This window comes from Paraburkholderia sp. RL17-347-BIC-D (assembly GCF_046027915.1).
Classification (GTDB): domain Bacteria; phylum Pseudomonadota; class Gammaproteobacteria; order Burkholderiales; family Burkholderiaceae; genus Paraburkholderia.
Map to the genome: position 1 here is coordinate 208,942 of NZ_JARESS010000009.1, position 19,675 is coordinate 228,616.

Here is a 19,675-nt window from a genome sequence, read left to right on the forward strand (position 1 = left end):
TGGGTCAGCCGACCCGACGCCGCTCTTTCAGGCTCTGGCGCCCAAGGTCAAGGCGCGAACGACAGAAACAGATACGCCGCGAACAGCGACAGATGCACGGCGCCTTGCAGAATCGTCGTGCGGCCCGAGCTGAGCGTGAGCGTGCCGACTATCAGCGTGAGGACGAGCAGCACGGTTTCCTTGCCGTCGATGCCGAGCACCAGCGGCTGGCCGGTGTACAGAAAGACGCAGGCGACGGTCGGAATCGTCAGGCCGATACTGGCCAGCGCCGAGCCGAGTGCGAGATTCAGGCTGTTCTGCAAACGGTCGGCGCGCGCCGCGCGCACCGCGGCCAGCCCTTCAGGCAGCAACACGAGCGCGGCAATCACAATGCCGACCACGGCGGCCGGCGCGCCCGCATTCTTGACCGCGGTTTCGACCACCGGCGAGAGCACCTTTGCAAGCAATACCACCGCGACGAGGCACACCAGCAGCAAGCCGCCGGCCGCCATCGCCTGGCCGGCGCTCGGCGGCGCGGCATGGACGTCCTCGTCCGGCGTGCCGGCCAGAAAGTAATCGCGATGGCGCACGGTTTGCACGAACACGAACACGCCATACAGCACGAGGGACGACACCCCGGCAAACGCCAGTTGCGATGACGACAGGACCGGGCCGACGTTCGTGGTGGTGTAGTTCGGCATGACCAGCGTCAGCACGGACAGCGACGCGAGCACGGCCAGCGCCGCAGCGGCGCCACGGCTTTGAAAATCCTGCTCGCGATGGCGGATACCGCCCACCAGCAGGCAAATGCCGACAATGCCGTTGCAGACGATCATCACCGCGGCGAATACCGTGTCGCGCGCGAGACCGGCCTTTTCCGGACCGGACGTGAGCATGACCGAGACGATCAGCGCGACTTCGATCACAGTGACGGCCACCGCCAGCACCAGCGTGCCGAACGGTTCGCCGACCCGATGCGCGACCACTTCCGCATGGTGCACCGCCGTGAAGACCGCGGCACACAACGCCACGCCGACCAGCACGAGCAGCAGGCCGCTGTCCGGCATGGCATACGCGATACCGAGCACGATCCACGCGACGAATGGCACGGCAATGGTCCAGCGGGGCAGAACGGTCGCAGGCGTGGTCATTGGGCTTCCTTTTAATGCTTGTATTGAGTGGCCCGGCGGGGCGCGAACGGCTTCCGCCTTGGCTTGAAGCGAGCGCATATGTTCATGCAACTTCTAAACAATACGCCCTAACACGTTAAATTATAAAGGATAATTGTTCGTGATCGTGGCTTTGTCCATGCTCAGGGACACACGACGATGGCGTGCGTCCGGCATGCTGTAGCGCAAACGGCGACTGCTGGAGAAAGGGATCGGGTCACGCAGAATTGCGCGGATAACGCGTGGCGGACGTGGCTGGTGTGTGACGAATGCGCGGTGGCTACGGCGACCGGTAGGCATTAAGGTTCCGTCGGCTAAACGCGGGATGTCGGGCGAACCCCGGTGTGTCGAGGATACTACGGGTGCCGCGTGCGGCGAAACCGCTCCGGTGGCGCCAACGCCCCTGTGACAGGGCATTGGCGTCCGGCTATGTGATTACAGCAGGTTCACTCGATTACTGGCCGACCGGACGAATCGTCAGGGCGTTCTTGACCGACGTCACGCCGGCCACGCCTTGCGCCGCCTGAGTGGCCAGGTCGACTTGCTGCTGCTCGGGCACGGAGCCAGCCAGCGTCACTGCGCCGCCGCGTGCACGCACGGTGATGTTCGCCACGCTCAGGCCTTTGGTCTTCGACAGTGCAGTGCGGACCTTGCGTCCCAGGGCGCGATTGGCCGCCTTGGTCTGCTTGGCCGTCGGTTGCGCCGACTCCGATGCCGCGGCCGGAGCTGCGGCGTCGCTGGTTTGCGCATATGCATTGAGGGACGCGAGAACGATCAGCGCGCTGCCGATCATCTTGATTGCCGGGAATGCTTTCATTCAACTCTCTCCTATTGTCATGGGTACAACCGCCCCCGAATGAGGCAGTGCGCTACACCAGCAGGTACATCGGGATCAAAACTGAATGGAACGGTGCTGCGGATCGTGCGAATGCTTTCAATCTGTATGCTGATTCGGGCGGGCCGAAACACACGCGAGCCGGCAAAGGCTGTGCTGCAGGCCGGAAACACACGATACTCCAATTAGTGCCATGGTGATGGCAGCGCAGCACGGAAGTGAGGTTTTGGTACAACGAATGGGCCGATGAAAACTGACCGATGGCGCTCAACCGCTGGAACCAGAGCGTTGCCTCGCGCCGTTGGCGGCTCGCGACGGCGCGGTTGCACGCATCCCATCCCATACCGTTTGCATAGCTATTGAGTCCCACACCATGCGCTTTAAGAATAAGGCCTAACGCATGCGGAAACATCAACTTCCCATCCTGCCATTGCTTCGTGACGAATTACCGCTCGATACCGTCGAACTCGCGCGCTTCATGATCGGCAAATACCTCGTGCACGATCTGCCCGAAGGGCGCATGAGCGGACGCATCGTCGAGACCGAGGCGTATCCGCTCGGCGATTCGACCAGTCATGCGTTCATGGGCCGACGTCCGCATAACGGTTCGATGTTTCTCGCACCGGGTCACGCGTATGTGCGGCTCACCTATGGGCTGTCGTACATGCTCAACATGTCCGCCGAAGCCGAGGAGGTCGGCGCCGGTATTCTGTTGCGTGCAATCGAGCCGCTCGAAGGCCTGCCGCTCATGGAAGCGCGGCGGCCCGGCGTGCCGTTGCGCGATCTCGCGCGCGGACCCGGCCGGCTCACGATGGCGCTCGGCATCGGCCCGGCGTTCGACGGCTGGGATCTGTGCTCGGGCCGCAGCTTGTGGATCGGCGTCATGGAGCGGGGCGAAGTGCCGGTGGGGGTGACGACGCGCATTGGCTTGGCGCGCGAAATGCATCGGCCGCTCAGGTTTTTCGAACCCGGCAGCGCCTTTGTCAGCGGGCCGCGCAAGCTCCTGCTGACGCCCCAATCCGGTGCGCCGAAGAGGGCGTAAATTTGCCCGGCGATCATGCGTATGCCGGCAGAACACGCTCAGATCAGATGTATTTTTGAAACTTCAGACACAAAGGGTTACGATCCCGACAATTATTACGCCAAACATGCTATTCGGATTGAGGCTTGCAGTAATTTTCGACCCATTCTTGCGATTGCGACAATTATGTATCTCGAAATCTAGGGTTTTCCCTTGGCGATCTGATGACTAGACTGAAATCACTCGCTTCTCACATGGTGTGGCAAGCGTCGCAAATAAATCCAGGTCTGGAGGTAAATCATCATGAAATCGCTCATCAAGGCAGTCGCCATTGCAGCCGTTCTCGCCGCTCCGATCGCTTCGTTCGCTCAGTCGAGCCAACAGCCCATCACCCGCGCGGAAGTTCGCGCCGATCTGATCCGGGTCGAACAAGCCGGCTACAACCCGGGTGCGTCGAACGACTCGACCTATCCGGCCGACATTCAGGCTGCCGAACAGCGCGTACAGGCGCAGAACCCGGCCGTCGCGCAGACCCAGGAGCCGGTCGCCGATACCAGCGGTTACGGTGGTGCGACAAGTGGTTCGTCGCAAGCGGGCGGCGTGGTTCAGCCGATGTCGGGCCCGAAGTCGGTGTACTTCGGTAACTAAGCCAGCGAGGGAGCCGCTTGCGGGCCTGGATTCAAGCCGTAGTGGCAGAGGCCCTTGCATAACGTCGATCGAGGCGAAAGCGCGCGCATCAACCGGGCGACGTTTCGCCTCGAACGAGATGCAGTAGTCTGTCAGCAAGCAGTGTGAAGTCGGTATCGACATGCGCGCCGCATTGATGGCGCGCACGCTTCCGACCGTCGAATTGATTCGAGCGCGACGCGGCAGCAGCGCCGCGAGCGCCACAAGACAGCCGGGCCGCGCGAGTCGCGGCCCACAAGTCAAGGAACCTCCGCTGCCGCAAGGTAGCTTCGCCCAACCGTTTCACGGATTGGGCTTTTTTTGCGCGTCGGTTCCGCGGCGTGCGTATCAGGTCAGGGCCGCTCGCCGTGAATATAGAACTCGAGCTGCTGAATGGTGAACTGCTGTTCGGCGATGATGTTCTTCACCAGGTCGCCGATCGATACCATGCCGACCAGCCGGTCATTGTCGATCACGGGCAAGTGGCGCATGCGCCGCTCTGTCATGAGGGCCATGCAGTCGTCGGTGGTCTGATCGGGGCGGACAAAGCGCACGGCCTTGCTCATGATGTCGCGCACCGGCGTGGCCTTCGACGAGCGGTCCATCAGCACGACCTTGCGCGCATAGTCGCGCTCCGTGACGATTCCGGCGATGCTCTCGCCGTCCGTGACGACCAGCGCGCCGATGCCCTTTTCGGCCATCAGCTTGATCGCTTCGTAGACTGAGTCGTCGGCCCCGACAGTGAAAACAGTGGTGTTGTTCGGTTTCGTTTTAAGAAGCTGTGCAACGCTTGTCATGGAGCGGCTCCGTTTCGCAGTGCAGCACGCCGGCGCGGCGCGCTGTCGTGAGGGACAGGCCATTCCAGTATAGGCGTGACGCGCCACCGGGGTACTTCGGGAATACCTGTGGCGCGCGCTGCGTTTAACTCGGGTAGCGGCGCACCGCGACAGCGGTTCCGTGCTCCATGCAAGGGCATACGGGTGCGGCAGGCCGATTAGCGGTAAACTCCCAGTCCGTACCTTATTCCCAGTTTGATCGGGTTCATGTCAGCACCATTGTCTAACGCCATGCTCACGTCTCACGATCCGTCGCCCGCAGTAGACGGCGCACCCAACGGCGAATGCGTCATTCTCGACGCCACCGCCACGCTTCCTACGCGCTACGGCACGTTCACTTCCTACGTGTTTCGCGTATGCGAGAGCGGCGCCGAACATCTCGCGCTCGTGATGGGCGACGTCGCCAACCAGTCGTCCGTGTTGACGCGCCTGCATTCCGAGTGCCTCACCGGCGACGTGCTCGGCTCGTACCGCTGCGACTGCGGCGAGCAGCTCGACCTCGCGCTGCGCTACATCGCGGCGGAAGGCTGCGGCGTGCTGCTGTATCTGCGCGGCCACGAAGGGCGCGGCATCGGCCTGTCGAACAAGATTCGCGCGTATGCGCTGCAGGAGCAGGGGCGCGACACCGTCGAGGCCAATCTCGATCTCGGCTTGCCGGACGACTCGCGCGAATACGATTCGGCCGCGGGCATTCTGCGCACGCTGAAGGTCACGTCCGTGCGTCTGATGAGCAACAATCCGGAGAAGTTCGACACGCTGTCCAAGCATGGCATTCCGGTGTGCGAGCGGGTCGCGCTGGCGATTCCGATGCGCGAGGAAAACGAGCGTTATATCCGCACCAAGCAGGTGAAGTTCGGTCATTACTTCGACGAGAACGAATGAACCACGTGCCTGTGCCGGCCGCCGTGTGTGAACGGCAGCCGGCGTTGTAGCGGCGGATTCGTCGATATCTTGCGCCCGGCATGCCGGGCGCTTTGCTTTGCGCCTTCGATACATCGAAGCGCGGCGGATCAGAACAGGCTGAAGTCGTCGTTGCTGTCGGGAATTGCGTTGAGCACGTCTTGCAGCGCGCGCCAGCCTAGCCATCCCACAAGACTTGCCGATATCGCCAGCCAGCGGTGCGCGCGCGTGTTCATGCGCGTCGATCGCGTTCGGTGTTGGGACGCGACCTTGCGCGCGTCGACCGATGTACGTAGCAAAGGGCAGGTATGCATGCGGTCTCTCCTCTCTAACGAGCGGTGCCGTCGGCGGTTGCCGCAGCCGTGGCCACGCGCGGCAGAATCGCTGCCAATACTTCACCTAGCGTCGTCGCGCCGAAGCGACGTTCGCTGATATCCGCTTCGACATCGATACGACCCGCGTTGTGCGCGTCGTAGAGATCGGTGATCAAACGCGCGTGGCCTTCGCCGAGCCCCGCGCCTTGCAGCACCGCGGCCCATTCGCCGCGCGGCACTTCACGTGCTACGACGGCACGGCCCGCCAGTTCGCTGATCGTGCGCGCCACGTCCAATGCGCTGATGCGCTCATCGCTTTCGATGCTCACGACACGCGGCGAGACCGGCTGCACTCCATCGTCGAGCAACAGTTCGGCGGCCAGCACGCCCACGTCCTGTGCGGCGACGGTCGGAAAGCGCTTGCTCAACGGATGATGCAGACTCGGCAGCGCGCCTTTCGCGAGCGCGATCGGCAGCACGCGTGCCCAGTTATGCATGTGTTCGGCGGCGCGCAGAAACGTCAACTGCGAGTCCACCGTTCGCAGTTGCGTTTCAAGCTGGTGAAACAGCGTGGTGATGCCCGTGCCGGCCGCATGTTCCGCGCCGTAGTCGGAGAGCGCGAGAATGCGAGAGGGCGGATCGGCGCGCAATGCCGCGACGCTCACGTCGATCATGCGCCGCATCGCCTGTGCGGGATCGGCGTGTCCCCGCGGCAACGGACACAGCAGTTGCACTGCATGCGCACCTTCGATTGCGCGCGCCACCGTTGCGGCGTCGAGCAGATCGGCAACGGTGATCTCGCAGCCGATCCCGGCGAGGAATTCGCCCTGTTTTTTATCGCGGACCACCGCACGCACGTTGCGGCCCGCCCGGCGCAATGCCGCCGCGCTCACTGTGCCGACATTGCCGGCTGCTCCCAAAATCACGAACACGTTGCGCTCCTTGTTAGCTCGGTATGGCCTCATCTTAGAGGCGCGGCAGCGGGGAAACGCGCGGGCAAGGATCGCACCGAGCAGATTCGGATGACGGTTTTGCTTGCCGCGCCGGAGCAGACGCGTTGAATCTCGTAGAGTCGAGCGAAGCCGCGCGAAACGTCGCACAATGCAGACACACTCGAAGTCATCCACGAGGGCAGCAATGAATGCAGTGACACCGATACCTGGACTGCAACCACAGCCGCATAGCGGTTCCCGCGTCGTATTGCGTTCGAGCAGGCTGCTCGGCTGGCAAGGCTTCGGCGCGGAACTGGTCAACGTGTCGGCCGGGCTGCACCGTATTCCCGCGTTCAAATATCACCGGGTGGGCGTGCATGTCGGCGCGCCCGTCAAGGCACGCTGCCTGTGCAACGAGCGGCGCTACTCGCGAATCCAGGCGCATGGCGACGCCGACGTCATTCCCGCCGGACTCGACGGGCAGTGGAGCGATGAAGCCGCCTGCACGATTTTCAGCGTGTGGATCAGCGAAGCGTTCGCGCAGCGGACCGTCGAGCAACTGTCGCTGAAATCGAGCGATGCGCAACTGCGCCCGCAATTCCAACTGCGCGATCCGCGCTTTCAGCATCTCGCCTGGGCCTTACGCGCCGAACTCGAAGCGGACGAGGCATCCGATCCGCTCTACGCCGAAAGCCTGTGTACGGCGATGGTGGTGCGATTGATCGGCGGTGCGCCGACGCTCGATAACAAGCGGCGCACGCTCGCGCCGAAAACGGCCGCGCGCGTGATCGAGTTTATCGAAGCGCATCTGGACCAGCGTCTCACGCTGAGCGAACTGGCCGCACTCGCCGCGTTGAGCGTGCCGCATTTCAAGGTGTTGTTTCGCGAGACGCTTGGCATGCCGGTGCATCAATACGTGGTGCAGCGGCGCGTGGAGCGCGCGCGAACGCTGCTGCTGCAAGGTAAGCTCAACGCGAGTCAGATCGCGCTCGATACGGGCTTCGCGCATCAGAGCCATATGGCGCATTGGATGGGCCGCTTGTTGGGTGTGACGCCGCGCGAGCTGATCAGGTCGAGTGCGAATTCAGGCAGCATTGTCGAGTTCGATTCGAGCCATTCCCGCCGCATTGCTACGCCGCGCTAGACCCTCGCAACGACGTTATGCGCGCGGCCTCACTGGATCGAGGCCGCGCGCCGGGAAGCTGAAACGCACACCGTAGTGCAGGGCACCGATCAACCCGGCGCTGCGCCCGTCAACTGCGAATAGACGTCATGCGACAGTTGCAGCAACTGCTTGCGGTCGATTCCGCCCGACACCGCATAGCCGAAATCGCCGTCGATCCAGTAGAACACGTTCACTGGGCCGTCCTGATACAGCTTGAACGCGGTCGTGTTCGAGTTCTGCTGGCGACGCGAGATGCACAGCGTGACGCGCTCGCCGTTCGGCCCGCGATACATGAACTGCGCGGTCGGTCCGTCGGCGCCGGGCAGCAGCCGTCCGCCCGAGAGATTGAAACCGCTCTTCGACAGAATCGGCGGATGCACGTTGGTGCCGAGACGGTTGGAGAGCCACTGCACGAAATCCTGTTCGTGATCGTCGGTGCTCATCTCGGTCGGCCGGTCGACGGCGGGCATGTAGACCACATGCGCCACCGCCGCCTGCCGCGCGAACATTTCCGAGCTGTCCGCGCTGACAGGCCGCGTGTCCGAGTGGCCACTTGCAACCGGCGCGATCACGTCCTGTCCCATATGCGTGCCCACGCCGATGCCCACGCCCATCACCAGCGCCGCCGCCATTCCGGCGAATTGCGGCCAGTTGGCGGCAATTCGCCAGCGGCGCGGCGCAGGCGCCTGCAGGCGCTTCGGCACGGGCTCGCTCAGCACGCGGTCGTAGCGCTCGTGGAACATGCTGTTCAGCGAAAAATAATCGCTGACGCGCGCGGCCAAATCGGGGTTCTGTTCGAGCGCGCGCTCCACATCGGCACGGCGTTCGTCGGACAGCGTGCCGTCCACGTACGCATGCAGGTCTTCTTCGCCGATCGGCATAGTTTGGTCGCTCATCGCACCACCTGTAATTTTGCACCGGGCTGCGTGCCCGCCATCAACGCCCGCAACCGTTCGCGTCCGCGCGACAGCCGCGACATCACCGTGCCGAGCGGAATGTTCAGCGCGAGCGCCACGTCGGCGTAGCTCATTTCCTCGAGCCCCACCAGCAGCACGACTTCACGCTGCTCCATGGGCAGGCGCTGCAGCGCGTAGTCGAGGTCGCGCATTTCCAGCGAGCGGGTCTGCTCGGAGGGCACGGCGAATTCGCTCTCGGACACGCTTTCGTCGTCGACCGCCACGTGGACGGCGCGCGCCGAAGCCTTGCGCGCCTGATTGGCGAACACGTTGTGCATGATCGTAAACAGCCACGCGCGCAGGTCGGTGCCCGGCTGGAACATGCCGGTGCGGCCGAGCGCGCGTTCGAGCGTGTCCTGCACCAGATCGTCGGCGAGGTCGCGATTGTTGATCAACGCTCGTGCATAGCGCCGCAAACGCGGTACATGCTCCATCAACTCGTCACGGACATCCATTTTGTATCCCAATCGTGGAGTTTTTCCGCGGGCAAGAAGGCGTTCTCTTGCCGCGCGAAAAGACGCATTCGAGATGCGAACACACGTGCGCGCATTTTATTCCGCCGTGGTGTCTGAGAGCGTGAAATGCGTGCCGCACTCAACACCCCGTCATCGCATGGTCATCGCGTCGGCGGCGCGCATCAGGCCGTGGGTGCGGGCGTCGCCGGCGACCACGAAACGCTGCCGCTGCGCGGTCCACAGCAACAGGCGAATCTCGCCGATGCGTCTCGCGGACCACTGCGCCTGCGCCGGCGCGAACAATGCCAAAGCCGACAGCAGCACCACCGGTTGATTGTCGCCGTTCAGATAGATGAATTCGCTGACCCGCTGAAGCGGGCCCAGCGCCACCACTTTTTGGTCCACGAGGCGCAACCCGATCGCCGAAAGATTTGGCGCGGACGGATCGGCGCGCGTTGGCGACGCAGCGGAAAACTGCCCGGCGGCGCTTTCGGCCAATGCCATCACCGCGGCGTTGTTCAGCGCCTGGGCGGACACCTGAGTCGCGGCGAGCCAGCCGCTTGCCACCGCTAGCGTCAGCGCGAGCGCCGCCAGCGTGTTGACCACCTTGCGGGTCCGTTTTCCCGTGTTGATGCGCTCCAACACGCGGCGCCATCCTTTGACGCGGCCCGGCACGGGTTCGTCAGTTGTTTGGAAAGCCTGCTGAATCTGCGCGTTCAGCCTGCCGTAAAACGCCACCCGGCGCGCCTCCGCTGGATCCTTGCCCAGATAGTCCCGCAGAAATGCCGCGCGCTCAGGCGTCAGCGTGCCGTCGGCGTAGGCCTGAATGTCCGCTTCGGAAAGCGGCGAATCGGAAGGGGCGTCAGTGGTCATGATGTCGGCGTGCGAGGGAGTTCGGCTAGCGAAGGGGCGAACACGCACACACCCAAGTTTATTCCATATGTTCGCACGCCAATTTCAACGCCGCAGGGCGGCCGCGAGCGCACATTCATGCGCCCCTCAGCGCGCTGCCGAAGCACGAGCTAACCCGATTGCGCGCCGGTTTATTCCCGCTTCCGGATATGTTTTTTCTGACGCTTCGAGGCAGGAATAAAAGCCATGGACCCGTGGTTCTCCCTCATGCAAACCCGCACAAAACTCACTGGAGTTCATCATGAAGAAGATCGCTTTTGCCGCATTGTCCGTTGCTGTTCTCGCTGCTTCGTCGAGCGCTTTCGCGCAAGGCAAGACGCGTGCTGAGGTGTACCAGGAATTGATCCAGGCCCAGCAGAACGGCCTGAATTACGTCACCGATGCATCGTATCCCGACGTGAGCCCGGTGTTCGCGCAGCAGGTCGCGCAGCACAAGGAAGCACTCGCCAAAGAAGCGGCAGCCGCCAACCATGTTGCGAGCCAGGACGCGCAGGCAGGCAGCGTCAATTGAAGTGCCGATACCCCGGCGCGCGACTGGAACGGGCGCGCCGGATATCGAATGGAATAGATCGCTGCATCGCGTGTTAGCCCGGTAAGCGCATCTATCCGAGAGAGGAGTTTTCGTGGCAAAACCATCCGTTCCCAATCCCGGGCCTGTCTGCGTGCCCTGCCGACTCATCGCGATCGGCGCGGCCGTGCTGGTGCTCGCCGGCGGCTTCGCCTTCACGGCGGGCTGGCTGACGCCGGCGCGTCTCACCGCACCGCGTTTCATCAACACATTCGAGGCCGTGGCCGGCCAGCCGCATCCCGGTTATCGGCGCAATCATGCCAAGGGCCTGTGTATCGAGGGCTATTTCGACAGCAACGGCGATGGCGCGGCGCTGTCCAGCGCGGCCGTGTTCGCGCCCGGCCGCACGCCGGTCACGGGCCGCTTCGCGGTGCCCGGCGGCAACCCGTCCGCGCCGGATACCAGTTCGCCCGTGCGCAGCCTCGCATTGCTGTTCCAGTTGCAAAACGGCGAGCAGTGGCGCACCGGGATGAATTCGACGCCCGTTTTCGCGGTGCACACGCCCGAGCAGTTCTATCAGCAACTGGTGGCCGCCAAGCCCGACCTGGCGACCGGCAAACCGGACCCCGCGAAACTCAAAGCGTTTTACGCGGCGAATCCCGAGACCCAGCCGTTTCAGGCGTGGGTGAAGGCCCATCCGCCTTCGTCGAGTCTGGCGAATGCCGCGTACTACAGCATCAACGCATTCCGCTTTACCGACGGCACCGGCAATACGCATGCCGTGCGCTGGGCGATGGTGCCCGAGACGCCGTACGCGCCGATCACGGACGCCGAAAAAGCCGAGAAGAATTTTCTCGAAGCCGACCTCGATCAGCGCCTGCAAAACGGCCCTCTGCGCTGGCATCTGATCCTGACCGTCGCGAAGCCCGGCGACCCCACCAACGACGCCACGCTGCAATGGCCCGACGATCGTCAACAAGTCGACGCCGGCACGCTCGTGATCGATCACACGACGCCGCAGGCAAACGGCACGTGCCGCGACGTCAACTTCGATCCGACGATCCTGCCGGCCGGCATCAAGCCGTCGGACGATCCCTTGCTGGCCGCACGCTCGGCCGCGTACGCACTATCCTACAAGCGCCGCACACGCGAGGAAGCGTCGCATCCCGCGGTTCATCAAGCCCAGACAAACGGAGACCACTCATGAGGCCGACGCGCACCCATTTCAGTCCGCTCGCGCGCCTGTTGCATTGGACGATGGCGCCCCTGATCATCGCGATGCTGTTCATCGGCGTGGGCATGGTCGCCACCGTCTCGAGCGCGCACAACACGCTGATCGCGATTCACCGGCCGCTCGGCATTGCGTTGCTGCTGCTGGTGGTGCTGCGTGCGGGCGTGCGCCTCACACGCGGCAGCCCGCCGTTGCCCGACGATATGCCCACGCCGCAGCGGTTCGCGGCGAAGGCTTCGCATCTGGTGCTCTATGTGTTGATGGCGGCAATGCCGTTGATCGGCTGGGCGATGCTGTCCGCCGCGGGTTATCCGGTCACGCTCTACGGTCCGCTGCACTTGCCGCCGATCGCGCCGCATAACGTCGAGTTGTTCGCCTTGCTGCGCGCGTTGCACACGTGGTTTGCGTTCGCCTTGTTCGCCACCGTGCTGCTGCATCTCGCGGCGGCGCTGTTTCATGGGCTGATCCGACGCGACGGCGTGTTTTCGAGCATGGCGCGCGGCGAGCGTTAGTTCTTCTTTAGCGCTTCACGCGTTCCGAGCGCGGATCGTAGGGCGCTTTCAGATGCAGCGTTGCCGGCAGCAGTTCGCCGGCGACGTCGATCGCATAGCTGCCGCTGTTCAGATAGGCGGCATCCGCTGGGCCCTCGGGATTGTTCACATAGCCCATCGCCACAGGACAGCCGAGCGTGTGGCCGAACGCCGCCGAACTCACGAAGCCCACCGGCTTACCGTCGCGCAGAATCGCTTCACCGCCCCATAGCATGCGATCCGCGGCGCCGTCGGCGGTCAGCACGACCATGCGTCTGCGTGGCGGTTCGGCGCGCAATTTCAGCAGCGCGTCGCGGCCGCGAAACGCAATGTTCTTGTCGAGCTTGCACGCGAACGACAGTCCCGCTTCGAACGGATTCGTATCCGGCGTGAGTTCGCGGCCCCATGCGCGATAACCTTTTTCGATGCGCAAGGAGTCGATTGCATAGCAGCCCGCGTTGACGAGGCCGAACGCTTTACCCGCGGCGCGCAGCGTCTCGTACACGCCTACCGCGAATTCCACCGGCACATACAGTTCCCAGCCGAGTTCGCCGACGTAGGTGAGACGGGTGGCCCGCACCGTTGCGTAACCGAGGTCGACCTCGCGGCTCTGGCCGAACGCGAACGCTTCGTTGCTCCAATCCGCTTTCGACACGCTTTGCAGCAGTTCGCGCGAACGCGGGCCCATCACGGCGAGCACGGCATACTGGCCGGTCACGTCGACGAGCGTGCAGTGTTTGTCGTGTGGAATGGCTTTGTCGATCATGTCGAAGTCGCGCGTGGTTTGCGCGGTGCCGGTGACGAGCAGGTATTGATCGTCGGCGAGGCGCGTGAGCGTGAAGTCCGATTCGTAGCCGCCGCGCTCGTTGAGCATGGCGGTGTAGACGGTGGTGCCGGTCGGCACATCCACGTCGTTGGCGACGATGCCTTGCAGCACGTTTTGCGCGTCGCGTCCCTTGACGAGAAATTTGGAGAACGACGTCATGTCGAACAGCGCGACGCCTTCGCGGCACGCGCGGTGTTCGGCGCCGCTCCAGGGCAGCCAGTTCTGCTGGCCGAATGCGTACTCGATCCTGGCCTCTTGCGGCGAAGGCGCAAAAAAGTTGGCGCGCTCCCAGCCCATCTTGCTGCCGAAACACGCGCCTTCGTCACGCAGCAGCGAATACAGCGGCGAGCGGCGAAACGGCCGCGCGCTGTCGAGTTCGCGATTCGGCCACGGCATCGCGTAATGCAGGCCGAGCGTTTCCTTCACGCGGTCGTGCAGCCACGTGTCGTTGCCGTTGAAGCGCGCGAAGCGGCGAATGTCGACCGGCCACAGATCCATGGTCGGCTCGCCCGCCACGATCCATTCCGCGAGTGCCATGCCGGCGCCGCCCGCCGAGGCGATCCCCATCGAATTGAAACCCGCGCCGACGAAAAAGCGCCGCAGTTCGGGCGCTTCACCGAGCATGAAGTTGTTGTCCGGCGTGAACGATTCGGGACCGTTGTAGAACTGCTTCACCTGAGCCGTTTCGAGCGCGGGCACGCGCTGCAGCGCATTTTCCATCAGGATTTCGAACTGATCCCAATCGTCCGGCAGCAGTTGAAACTCGAAATTCTCGGGGATGCCGTTCATGCCCCACGGCTTCGCATCCGGTTCGAAACCGCCCATCACGAGGCCGCCCACTTCTTCCTTGAAGTAGATGAAGCCGTCCGGGTCGCGCATCACCGGCAGGTCCGGATGCACGCCAGCAATCCGTTCTGTCACGATGTAGTAGTGCTCGGCCGAGTGCAGCGGCACGGTCACGCCGCACAAGCGTCCGACGGCCTTGGCCCACTGACCCGCGCAATTCACCACGATGTCCGCGCCGAGCGTGCCTTCCTCGCCATCCTTGTTGCGCCACGCTAGGCCGCTGACTTCGCGCGCGCCGCTCGTTTTGCCGTCTTGCGCGGTGCGCGTGTGGATCGCCGTAACGCGGGTGTTTTCGACGATGCGCGCGCCGCGCTGGCGGGCGCCGCGGGCGAGGGCCTGGGTCAGATCGGTGGGATTCGCCTTGCCGTCGCCGGGCAGCCAGACCGCGCCGAGCAGGTCGTCGGTGCGCATGACCGGCCACAGGTCGCCGGCTTCGCGCGGGCTGATCACGTCGCAGGCCACGCCATAGGCGCGCGCAACGGCGGCCGTGCGTTTGAGCTGCGTCATCCGCTCGGCCGTGCGGGCCACCGAGAGCGAGCCGCATTGCTTCCAGCCGGTGGCGAGGCCGGTGTCCGCTTCGAGTTCGGCGTACAGCGCGGTCGAATAGCGGATCAGCTTCGTCATGCTCTCCTGGGCGCGCAACTGGCCGACGAGCCCGGCAGCGTGCCAGGTCGTGCCGCATGACAGTTGGCCCTGTTCGAGCAGCACCACATCGGTCCAACCCAGCTTCGTCAAATGGTAGGCGACCGAGCAGCCGATGATCCCGCCGCCGACAATGACGACGCGAGCGTGAGTGGGAATGGATGTGGACATATGTGGATATGCGTGGATCGGGTTCATGTAGATTGCCGTAAAAAGACACAAAATGCAACGAATACGCAGCCTTGTTGTGATTGCGGCGGCGTCATGCAGCGGTCATACGACCGTGCACCTTCCGGAAGGGTACGGCCGCTCCGGCCTTGTTTCAGAAGAGAAAGCGCATAGTGCGCCTTAAAAATGTGGTTTTAGTTGGAAATGTGTGGCTATTCAACCCGTAAAACTGTGTCTTTTGCTAGACTGCAGTGAATCCTCACCGCCCAATCGCCATGTTCTCCAACCAGCGCCAAGCCGAAATCCTGCGACTCGTCCGCGAGCAGCGCACCTGCACGATTACCGATCTCGCCGGCCGTTTCGCCGTCTCCGACGAGACCATCCGCCGCAACATCAAGCCGTTGATCGCGGACGGCCTGCTGATCAAGGTCCACGGCGGCATCATGCTGCCGGAGCGTCTCGACGAGCCGCCGTTCCAGCGGCGCATGACGGCGAGCCTCGAGGGCAAGCGGGCAATCGGCGCGCGGATCGGCGAACTGGTGCGGGACGGCGATTCGCTGATCCTTGAAGGCGGCACGACGTGCCTGCATATTGCACAGGCGCTCGCTGCCCGTTCGCGGCTCACGGTCGTGACCAATTCCATCGAAGTCGCGCGCGTGCTGGCGCCGCGCAACGGCAACCGGGTGTTCGTCGCGGGCGGCGAGCTGCGGCCGGACGACTGCGCCGCGGTTGGCGACAGCGTGCTGGCGTTCCTGCGCCAGTTCCACGTGCGCTACGCGATCGTCTCGGTCACCGCGATCGACATGCAGGGACGGTTCATGGACGCGCTGCCCGCCGACGTGGCGTTTTCGCTGGCGGCCTTCGCCCAGGCCGAACGGCGCGTGGTCGCGGCGGATCACGCGAAATTCGGCCACAGCGCGCTGGTGCACGCGTTCGGCGCGGACGCCGTCGATCTGCTGGTGACGGATGAAGCACCGGCGCCCGCATTGGCTCAGGTGTTCGTGGCGGCGGGGGTGGATGTGGAAGTGGGCACACAGCCAATTTCGTCCAACGCGTAAAATGGCCGGTTATCACGGGCAATCGATGCTGCACAGACACTCACCGGCCGGCGCCAGCCGCGCTCTGTCGAGCTGATTCTGTCCGCGCGCTTGCCCAAGCCGGCTTGAATAGGATTGGACGCTGATGTCGTCAGTTTTCTTTGATCGGGAACGGATTGCAGAATGGCTGGGGGACCAAACCGTCGCCAAGGCGCGCTCGGTCGGCCCCATCGCCAATGTGAAATGGCACGGCGCCACGCTGAGCGGCGACGTGCAGGGCACGCGGACGCTTCCCTACAAAACGCGGGTGCGGTTTCGGACCGACGGCGGTTCCCCTTGGGCGCAGAGCGACTGCACGTGTCCGGTCGGGCGCAACTGCAAGCATGTCGCCGCGCTGCTGCTCGCCGAACTCGACTATCACGACGAGATGGACCACATCACCCATGTCGAACTCGACGACGGCGACTCGGCGCGCGATCTGCCGCCGAAGCCGATGGCGCACATGGGACAGCCTTCAGGCGTGCGGCCCGAACTGGTCAGTTGGCTCGAACGTTTTCGCGCCCGCGCCGAGGCTGCGGACGCCGACGCCCAGAAGGCGAGCGCCCCGCGCACCCAGACGCTCGCATACCGGCTGAACTGGTCCAACTTCCACATGCGCCACGAGGTGGTGCTGTACCGCGCGCGCTGCAATCCGGACGGCGCGGTTGTCGAAGTGGACGAACCTTGGGGCAATGTCGAGACGGCGCTGCTCAAGCAGCCGAAATTCGTCTCCGACGAAGATCTGTCGATCCTGCGCGGCCTGTGGCTCGGCCGCTCCCGTGAGGACTTCGGCCAGTTCATCCTGCGCGGCACGAGCGGCGCGGAGATGCTGCAGAAACTGATCGCGACGGGGCGGCTCTTCGTCGACTTCAATCCCGCGCCCGGGCAAGCAGGACCAACCGCGCTCTCGCGCGGCGCCGACCGGCCCGGCCGGATCGAATGGGAGCCGCTCGCCGACGAGCGCCTGCGGCCCGTGCTGTGCACCGAGCCGCGCGCCAGCATGGTGCTGCCGACCGAGCCGGTCTGGTACGTGGACGGCGTCGCGAATGAGGCGGGCATCGTTCAGTCGTCGCTGCCGTTCCAGCAGTTGCCCGACTACCTCGCCATGCCGCCGATCTCGCTCGCCGAAGCGCCATTGGTCGCCTCGGTGCTGCGCGAGATCGCGCCCGAGTTGCCGCTGCCGCCCACACACGACGCGTCCGCGATCCGCGTGATCGACGTCGAGCCCGTGCCGGTGCTCTCGCTCAACAGTCATGCGCTGCCGTCGTCGGCGAGCAAGGCGGGGCTGCGTCAATCCGGAGCGGTGGAGTTGGCCGGCGTGAGTTTCGATTACGACGGCGTGAGCATCAACGTGGACAGCAGCGTGACGCTCGTGCCGATGCCGGGCGGCGACGTGATTCATATCCGCCGCCGCTACGAGGCCGAGAAAAAACGTCTGCTCGAACTGCGCAAGACGGGTTTGCAGAAGGTGCCGACCAGCCGGGTCTACGCATCGCGCCTGCTGCCCGACACCATGCTCGGCCTGCCCGATGCCGAAGCGTGGTCCGCGTTCGTCAACGACGCCGTGCCCGACCTCGTGAGCAAAGGCTGGCGCGTGACGATGGCGCCGGAGTTCCGCTACAACGTCATCGAGATCGACGCGATCGAAGGCACCGCGCATCAGGCCGGCGACGGCTGGTTCGATCTGGAGATGGGCATCCGCATCGGCGAGCGCAACGTGCGGCTCGAACCGCTGCTCGCCGACCTGTTCCGGCGCGACCGCCGCTGGCTGAGCGGCGCGCTCGAAAGCATCGCCGACGACGAACCGATCGAGCTGAAGACCGAGGAGAACAAGCGTCTGCGCTTGCGCGCCAACCGTCTGAAGCCGGTGGTGCGTGTACTCGTCGATCTGTTCGACGCGCTCGGCGGCTCGCTTGCGGAGGGTGCGCCGCTGCGCGTGGCATCCGTCGACGCCGGTCGACTGGAAGCGTTGAACGGCACGGGCCGCTGGCAATTTCGTGGCGAAGATTCGATCCGGCAACTCGCGCAGCGTCTGCAAGCCGGGCCGGGTTTGCGCGAGGTGCCGGTGCCGCGCGGCCTGAAGGCCGAACTGCGGACCTATCAGCACCAAGGCCTGAACTGGATGCAGTTTTTGCGCGAGCAGAACCTCGCCGGCGTGCTCGCCGACGACATGGGTCTGGGCAAGACCGTGCAGACGCTCGCGCATATCCTCGCGGAAAAAGAAGCGGGGCGTCTCACGCGGCCGGCGCTGATCGTCGTGCCGACCACGCTCGTGCACAACTGGCGCGAAGAAGCGCGCCGCTTCGCACCCGAACTCAAGGTGCTGGTGCTCAACGGTCCGCAGCGCAAGGAGCGCTTCGAACAGATCGCCGGGCACGAACTGATTCTGACCACGTACGCGCTGCTATGGCGCGATCAGAAGGTGCTCGCCGAGCATGACTATCACTTGCTGATTCTCGACGAAGCGCAGTACGTGAAGAACGCCACCACCAAAGCCGCGCAGGCGATTCGCGGGCTGCGCGCGTCGCATCGGCTGTGTCTGACGGGCACGCCGCTGGAGAATCATCTCGGCGAGCTGTGGTCGCAGTTCGATTTTCTGTTGCCGGGCTTTCTCGGCAGCCAGAAAGACTTCACCAAACGCTGGCGCAATCCGATCGAGAAGAATGGCGACGGCGTGCGCCGCGCGTTGCTGGCGCGCCGCATCCGGCCGTTCATGCTGCGCCGTCGCAAGGACGAGGTCGCCAAGGAGCTGCCGGCCAAGACCACGATCCTGTGCTCGGTGGACCTGGAAGGTGCGCAGCGCGATCTCTACGAAACCGTGCGCACGGCGATGCAGGAGAAAGTGCGCGCCGCCGTCAGTGCGCAAGGTCTCGCGCGCAGCCACATCATCGTGCTCGATGCCTTGCTGAAGCTGCGCCAGGTGTGCTGCGATCCGCGACTCGTCCGGACCCTCAAGGCGGCCGGCGAGGCCGGTGAGGCAGGCGAGAAACGCGACAGAACGGACCGGGTCGAGAAGGGCGCGCGCGCCATGCGTTCGGCCAAGCTCGACCTGCTCCTGTCGATGCTGCCGGAACTGATCGAGGAAGGGCGCCGCGTGCTGCTGTTCTCGCAGTTCACGGGCATGTTGGCGCTGATTGCTGAAGCGCTCGAAGAAGCCGCGATTCCCTATGTGATTCTCACCGGTGACACGACAGACCGCGTCACGCCGGTCGAGCGTTTTCAGCAGGGCGAGGTGCCGCTGTTCCTGATCAGCCTCAAGGCGGGCGGTGTCGGCCTGAACCTGACCGCCGCCGACACGGTGATCCACTACGACCCGTGGTGGAATCCGGCGGCAGAGAATCAGGCAACCGATCGCGCGCATCGGCTCGGGCAGGACAAGCCCGTGTTCGTCTACAAGCTGATTGCGGCGGGCAGCATCGAGGAAAAGATCGTGGAGTTACAGGAGCAGAAGGCCGGGCTTGCGGACAGCATTCTTTCCGAAGACGCCGCCGGCGCCGCCAAGTTCTCGGACGACGATCTCGACGCGCTGTTCGCGCCGATGCCTGAGATCGAAGGCGGCCGGTAAGAACGGGCGTTCCAGAATCCATCTCGAAACGTCCGGCGCGCATGCCGCGCCGCGCGACGTTACGCCCGTTCGCGGGCGCTCAAATATCTCCAATTTTGATGGTGCCGTGAGCGAAAGCGTGACAAGTGGTCAAGGAACGTCCT

At 64.2% G+C, this 19,675-nt stretch carries 18 protein-coding genes; 9 read left to right on the forward strand and 9 right to left on the reverse strand.

The features are described 5' to 3' along the window. Window positions 1-47: 47 nt before the first annotated feature. Window positions 48-1,130, reverse strand: coding sequence for a calcium:cation antiporter (locus P0D96_RS15220; RefSeq protein WP_132383041.1), 1,083 nt, complete (start codon window positions 1,128-1,130; stop codon window positions 48-50). Between the two features lie 472 nt (window positions 1,131-1,602). Further along, a complete protein-coding gene (locus P0D96_RS15225; RefSeq protein WP_132383043.1) occupies window positions 1,603-1,965 on the reverse strand; it encodes a BON domain-containing protein in 363 nt (120 codons plus the stop codon). Between the two features lie 418 nt (window positions 1,966-2,383). On the opposite strand from P0D96_RS15225, the gene P0D96_RS15230 reads away from it, so the two are divergent. Together P0D96_RS15230 and P0D96_RS15235 are read left to right on the forward strand one after the other, a co-directional pair. Then, window positions 2,384-3,025 carry a DNA-3-methyladenine glycosylase gene (locus P0D96_RS15230; RefSeq protein ID WP_408314113.1) on the forward strand — a complete coding sequence of 214 codons (642 nt, stop codon included), beginning with the start codon at window positions 2,384-2,386 and terminating at the stop codon, window positions 3,023-3,025. Window positions 3,026-3,307: 282 nt separating this feature from the next. Next, window positions 3,308-3,652: a DUF4148 domain-containing protein gene (locus P0D96_RS15235; RefSeq protein ID WP_408285937.1), complete on the forward strand. Its 345-nt coding sequence runs from the start codon at window positions 3,308-3,310 to the stop codon at window positions 3,650-3,652. Between the two features lie 371 nt (window positions 3,653-4,023). On the opposite strand, the gene P0D96_RS15240 is transcribed toward P0D96_RS15235, so the two are convergent. Then, window positions 4,024-4,467, reverse strand: a complete 444-nt coding sequence (locus P0D96_RS15240; RefSeq protein WP_408289484.1) for a CBS domain-containing protein — start codon at window positions 4,465-4,467, stop codon at window positions 4,024-4,026. Window positions 4,468-4,737: 270 nt separating this feature from the next. Between P0D96_RS15240 and ribA the strand changes: the two genes are divergently transcribed. Then, entirely contained in the window at window positions 4,738-5,388 is a 651-nt protein-coding gene (gene ribA, locus P0D96_RS15245; RefSeq protein WP_116121574.1) for a GTP cyclohydrolase II, read from the forward strand. A 128-nt stretch (window positions 5,389-5,516) separates the two neighbouring features. On the opposite strand, the gene P0D96_RS15250 is transcribed toward ribA, so the two are convergent. Further along, a complete protein-coding gene (locus P0D96_RS15250; RefSeq protein WP_408289487.1) occupies window positions 5,517-5,720 on the reverse strand; it encodes a hypothetical protein in 204 nt (67 codons plus the stop codon). A 14-nt stretch (window positions 5,721-5,734) separates the two neighbouring features. Continuing rightward, window positions 5,735-6,652 (reverse strand): NmrA family NAD(P)-binding protein, encoded by a 918-nt coding sequence (locus P0D96_RS15255; protein ID WP_408314115.1) that lies wholly within the window; start codon window positions 6,650-6,652, stop codon window positions 5,735-5,737. Window positions 6,653-6,857: 205 nt separating this feature from the next. Here P0D96_RS15255 and P0D96_RS15260 point away from each other — a divergent pair, with 205 nt between their 5' ends. Then, window positions 6,858-7,796, forward strand: a complete 939-nt coding sequence (locus P0D96_RS15260) for a helix-turn-helix domain-containing protein (protein ID WP_408314117.1) — start codon at window positions 6,858-6,860, stop codon at window positions 7,794-7,796. A gap of 89 nt (window positions 7,797-7,885) precedes the next feature. Here P0D96_RS15260 and P0D96_RS15265 read toward each other — a convergent pair whose 3' ends face one another. The 3 genes from P0D96_RS15265 to P0D96_RS15275 all read right to left on the reverse strand — a co-directional run bounded on the left by P0D96_RS15265 (window position 7,886) and on the right by P0D96_RS15275 (window position 10,101). Then, a complete protein-coding gene (locus tag P0D96_RS15265; RefSeq protein WP_408314119.1) occupies window positions 7,886-8,713 on the reverse strand; it encodes an anti-sigma factor family protein in 828 nt (275 codons plus the stop codon). Then, the gene (locus tag P0D96_RS15270; RefSeq protein ID WP_012426855.1) at window positions 8,710-9,228 is read right to left on the reverse strand and encodes a sigma-70 family RNA polymerase sigma factor; all 519 of its coding nucleotides are present in this window, start codon (window positions 9,226-9,228) and stop codon (window positions 8,710-8,712) included. The genes P0D96_RS15265 and P0D96_RS15270 overlap by 4 nt, the downstream gene beginning before the upstream one ends. Before the next feature lie 150 nt (window positions 9,229-9,378). Beyond that, the gene (locus tag P0D96_RS15275) at window positions 9,379-10,101 is read right to left on the reverse strand and encodes an anti-sigma factor family protein (RefSeq protein ID WP_408181905.1); all 723 of its coding nucleotides are present in this window, start codon (window positions 10,099-10,101) and stop codon (window positions 9,379-9,381) included. Between the two features lie 280 nt (window positions 10,102-10,381). On the opposite strand from P0D96_RS15275, the gene P0D96_RS15280 reads away from it, so the two are divergent. From P0D96_RS15280 to P0D96_RS15290, 3 genes are all read left to right on the forward strand, one after another. Next, window positions 10,382-10,651 carry a DUF4148 domain-containing protein gene (locus P0D96_RS15280; RefSeq protein WP_132383061.1) on the forward strand — a complete coding sequence of 90 codons (270 nt, stop codon included), beginning with the start codon at window positions 10,382-10,384 and terminating at the stop codon, window positions 10,649-10,651. Window positions 10,652-10,763: 112 nt separating this feature from the next. After that, the gene (locus tag P0D96_RS15285) at window positions 10,764-11,855 is read left to right on the forward strand and encodes a catalase family peroxidase (RefSeq protein WP_408289498.1); all 1,092 of its coding nucleotides are present in this window, start codon (window positions 10,764-10,766) and stop codon (window positions 11,853-11,855) included. Continuing rightward, on the forward strand, window positions 11,852-12,391 hold the full coding sequence (locus tag P0D96_RS15290; protein ID WP_132383065.1) for a cytochrome b: 540 nt from the start codon (window positions 11,852-11,854) through the stop codon (window positions 12,389-12,391). Before P0D96_RS15285 ends, P0D96_RS15290 begins: the two co-directional genes overlap by 4 nt. A gap of 7 nt (window positions 12,392-12,398) precedes the next feature. Here P0D96_RS15290 and P0D96_RS15295 read toward each other — a convergent pair whose 3' ends face one another. Then, window positions 12,399-14,894: a GcvT family protein gene (locus P0D96_RS15295; protein WP_408314122.1), complete on the reverse strand. Its 2,496-nt coding sequence runs from the start codon at window positions 14,892-14,894 to the stop codon at window positions 12,399-12,401. Between the two features lie 272 nt (window positions 14,895-15,166). On the opposite strand from P0D96_RS15295, the gene P0D96_RS15300 reads away from it, so the two are divergent. Next, window positions 15,167-15,949, forward strand: a complete 783-nt coding sequence (locus P0D96_RS15300; protein WP_408181899.1) for a DeoR/GlpR family DNA-binding transcription regulator — start codon at window positions 15,167-15,169, stop codon at window positions 15,947-15,949. 124 nt (window positions 15,950-16,073) lie between these two features. Next, a complete protein-coding gene (locus P0D96_RS15305; RefSeq protein WP_408314124.1) occupies window positions 16,074-19,532 on the forward strand; it encodes a DEAD/DEAH box helicase in 3,459 nt (1,152 codons plus the stop codon). Window positions 19,533-19,675 lie beyond the last annotated feature (143 nt).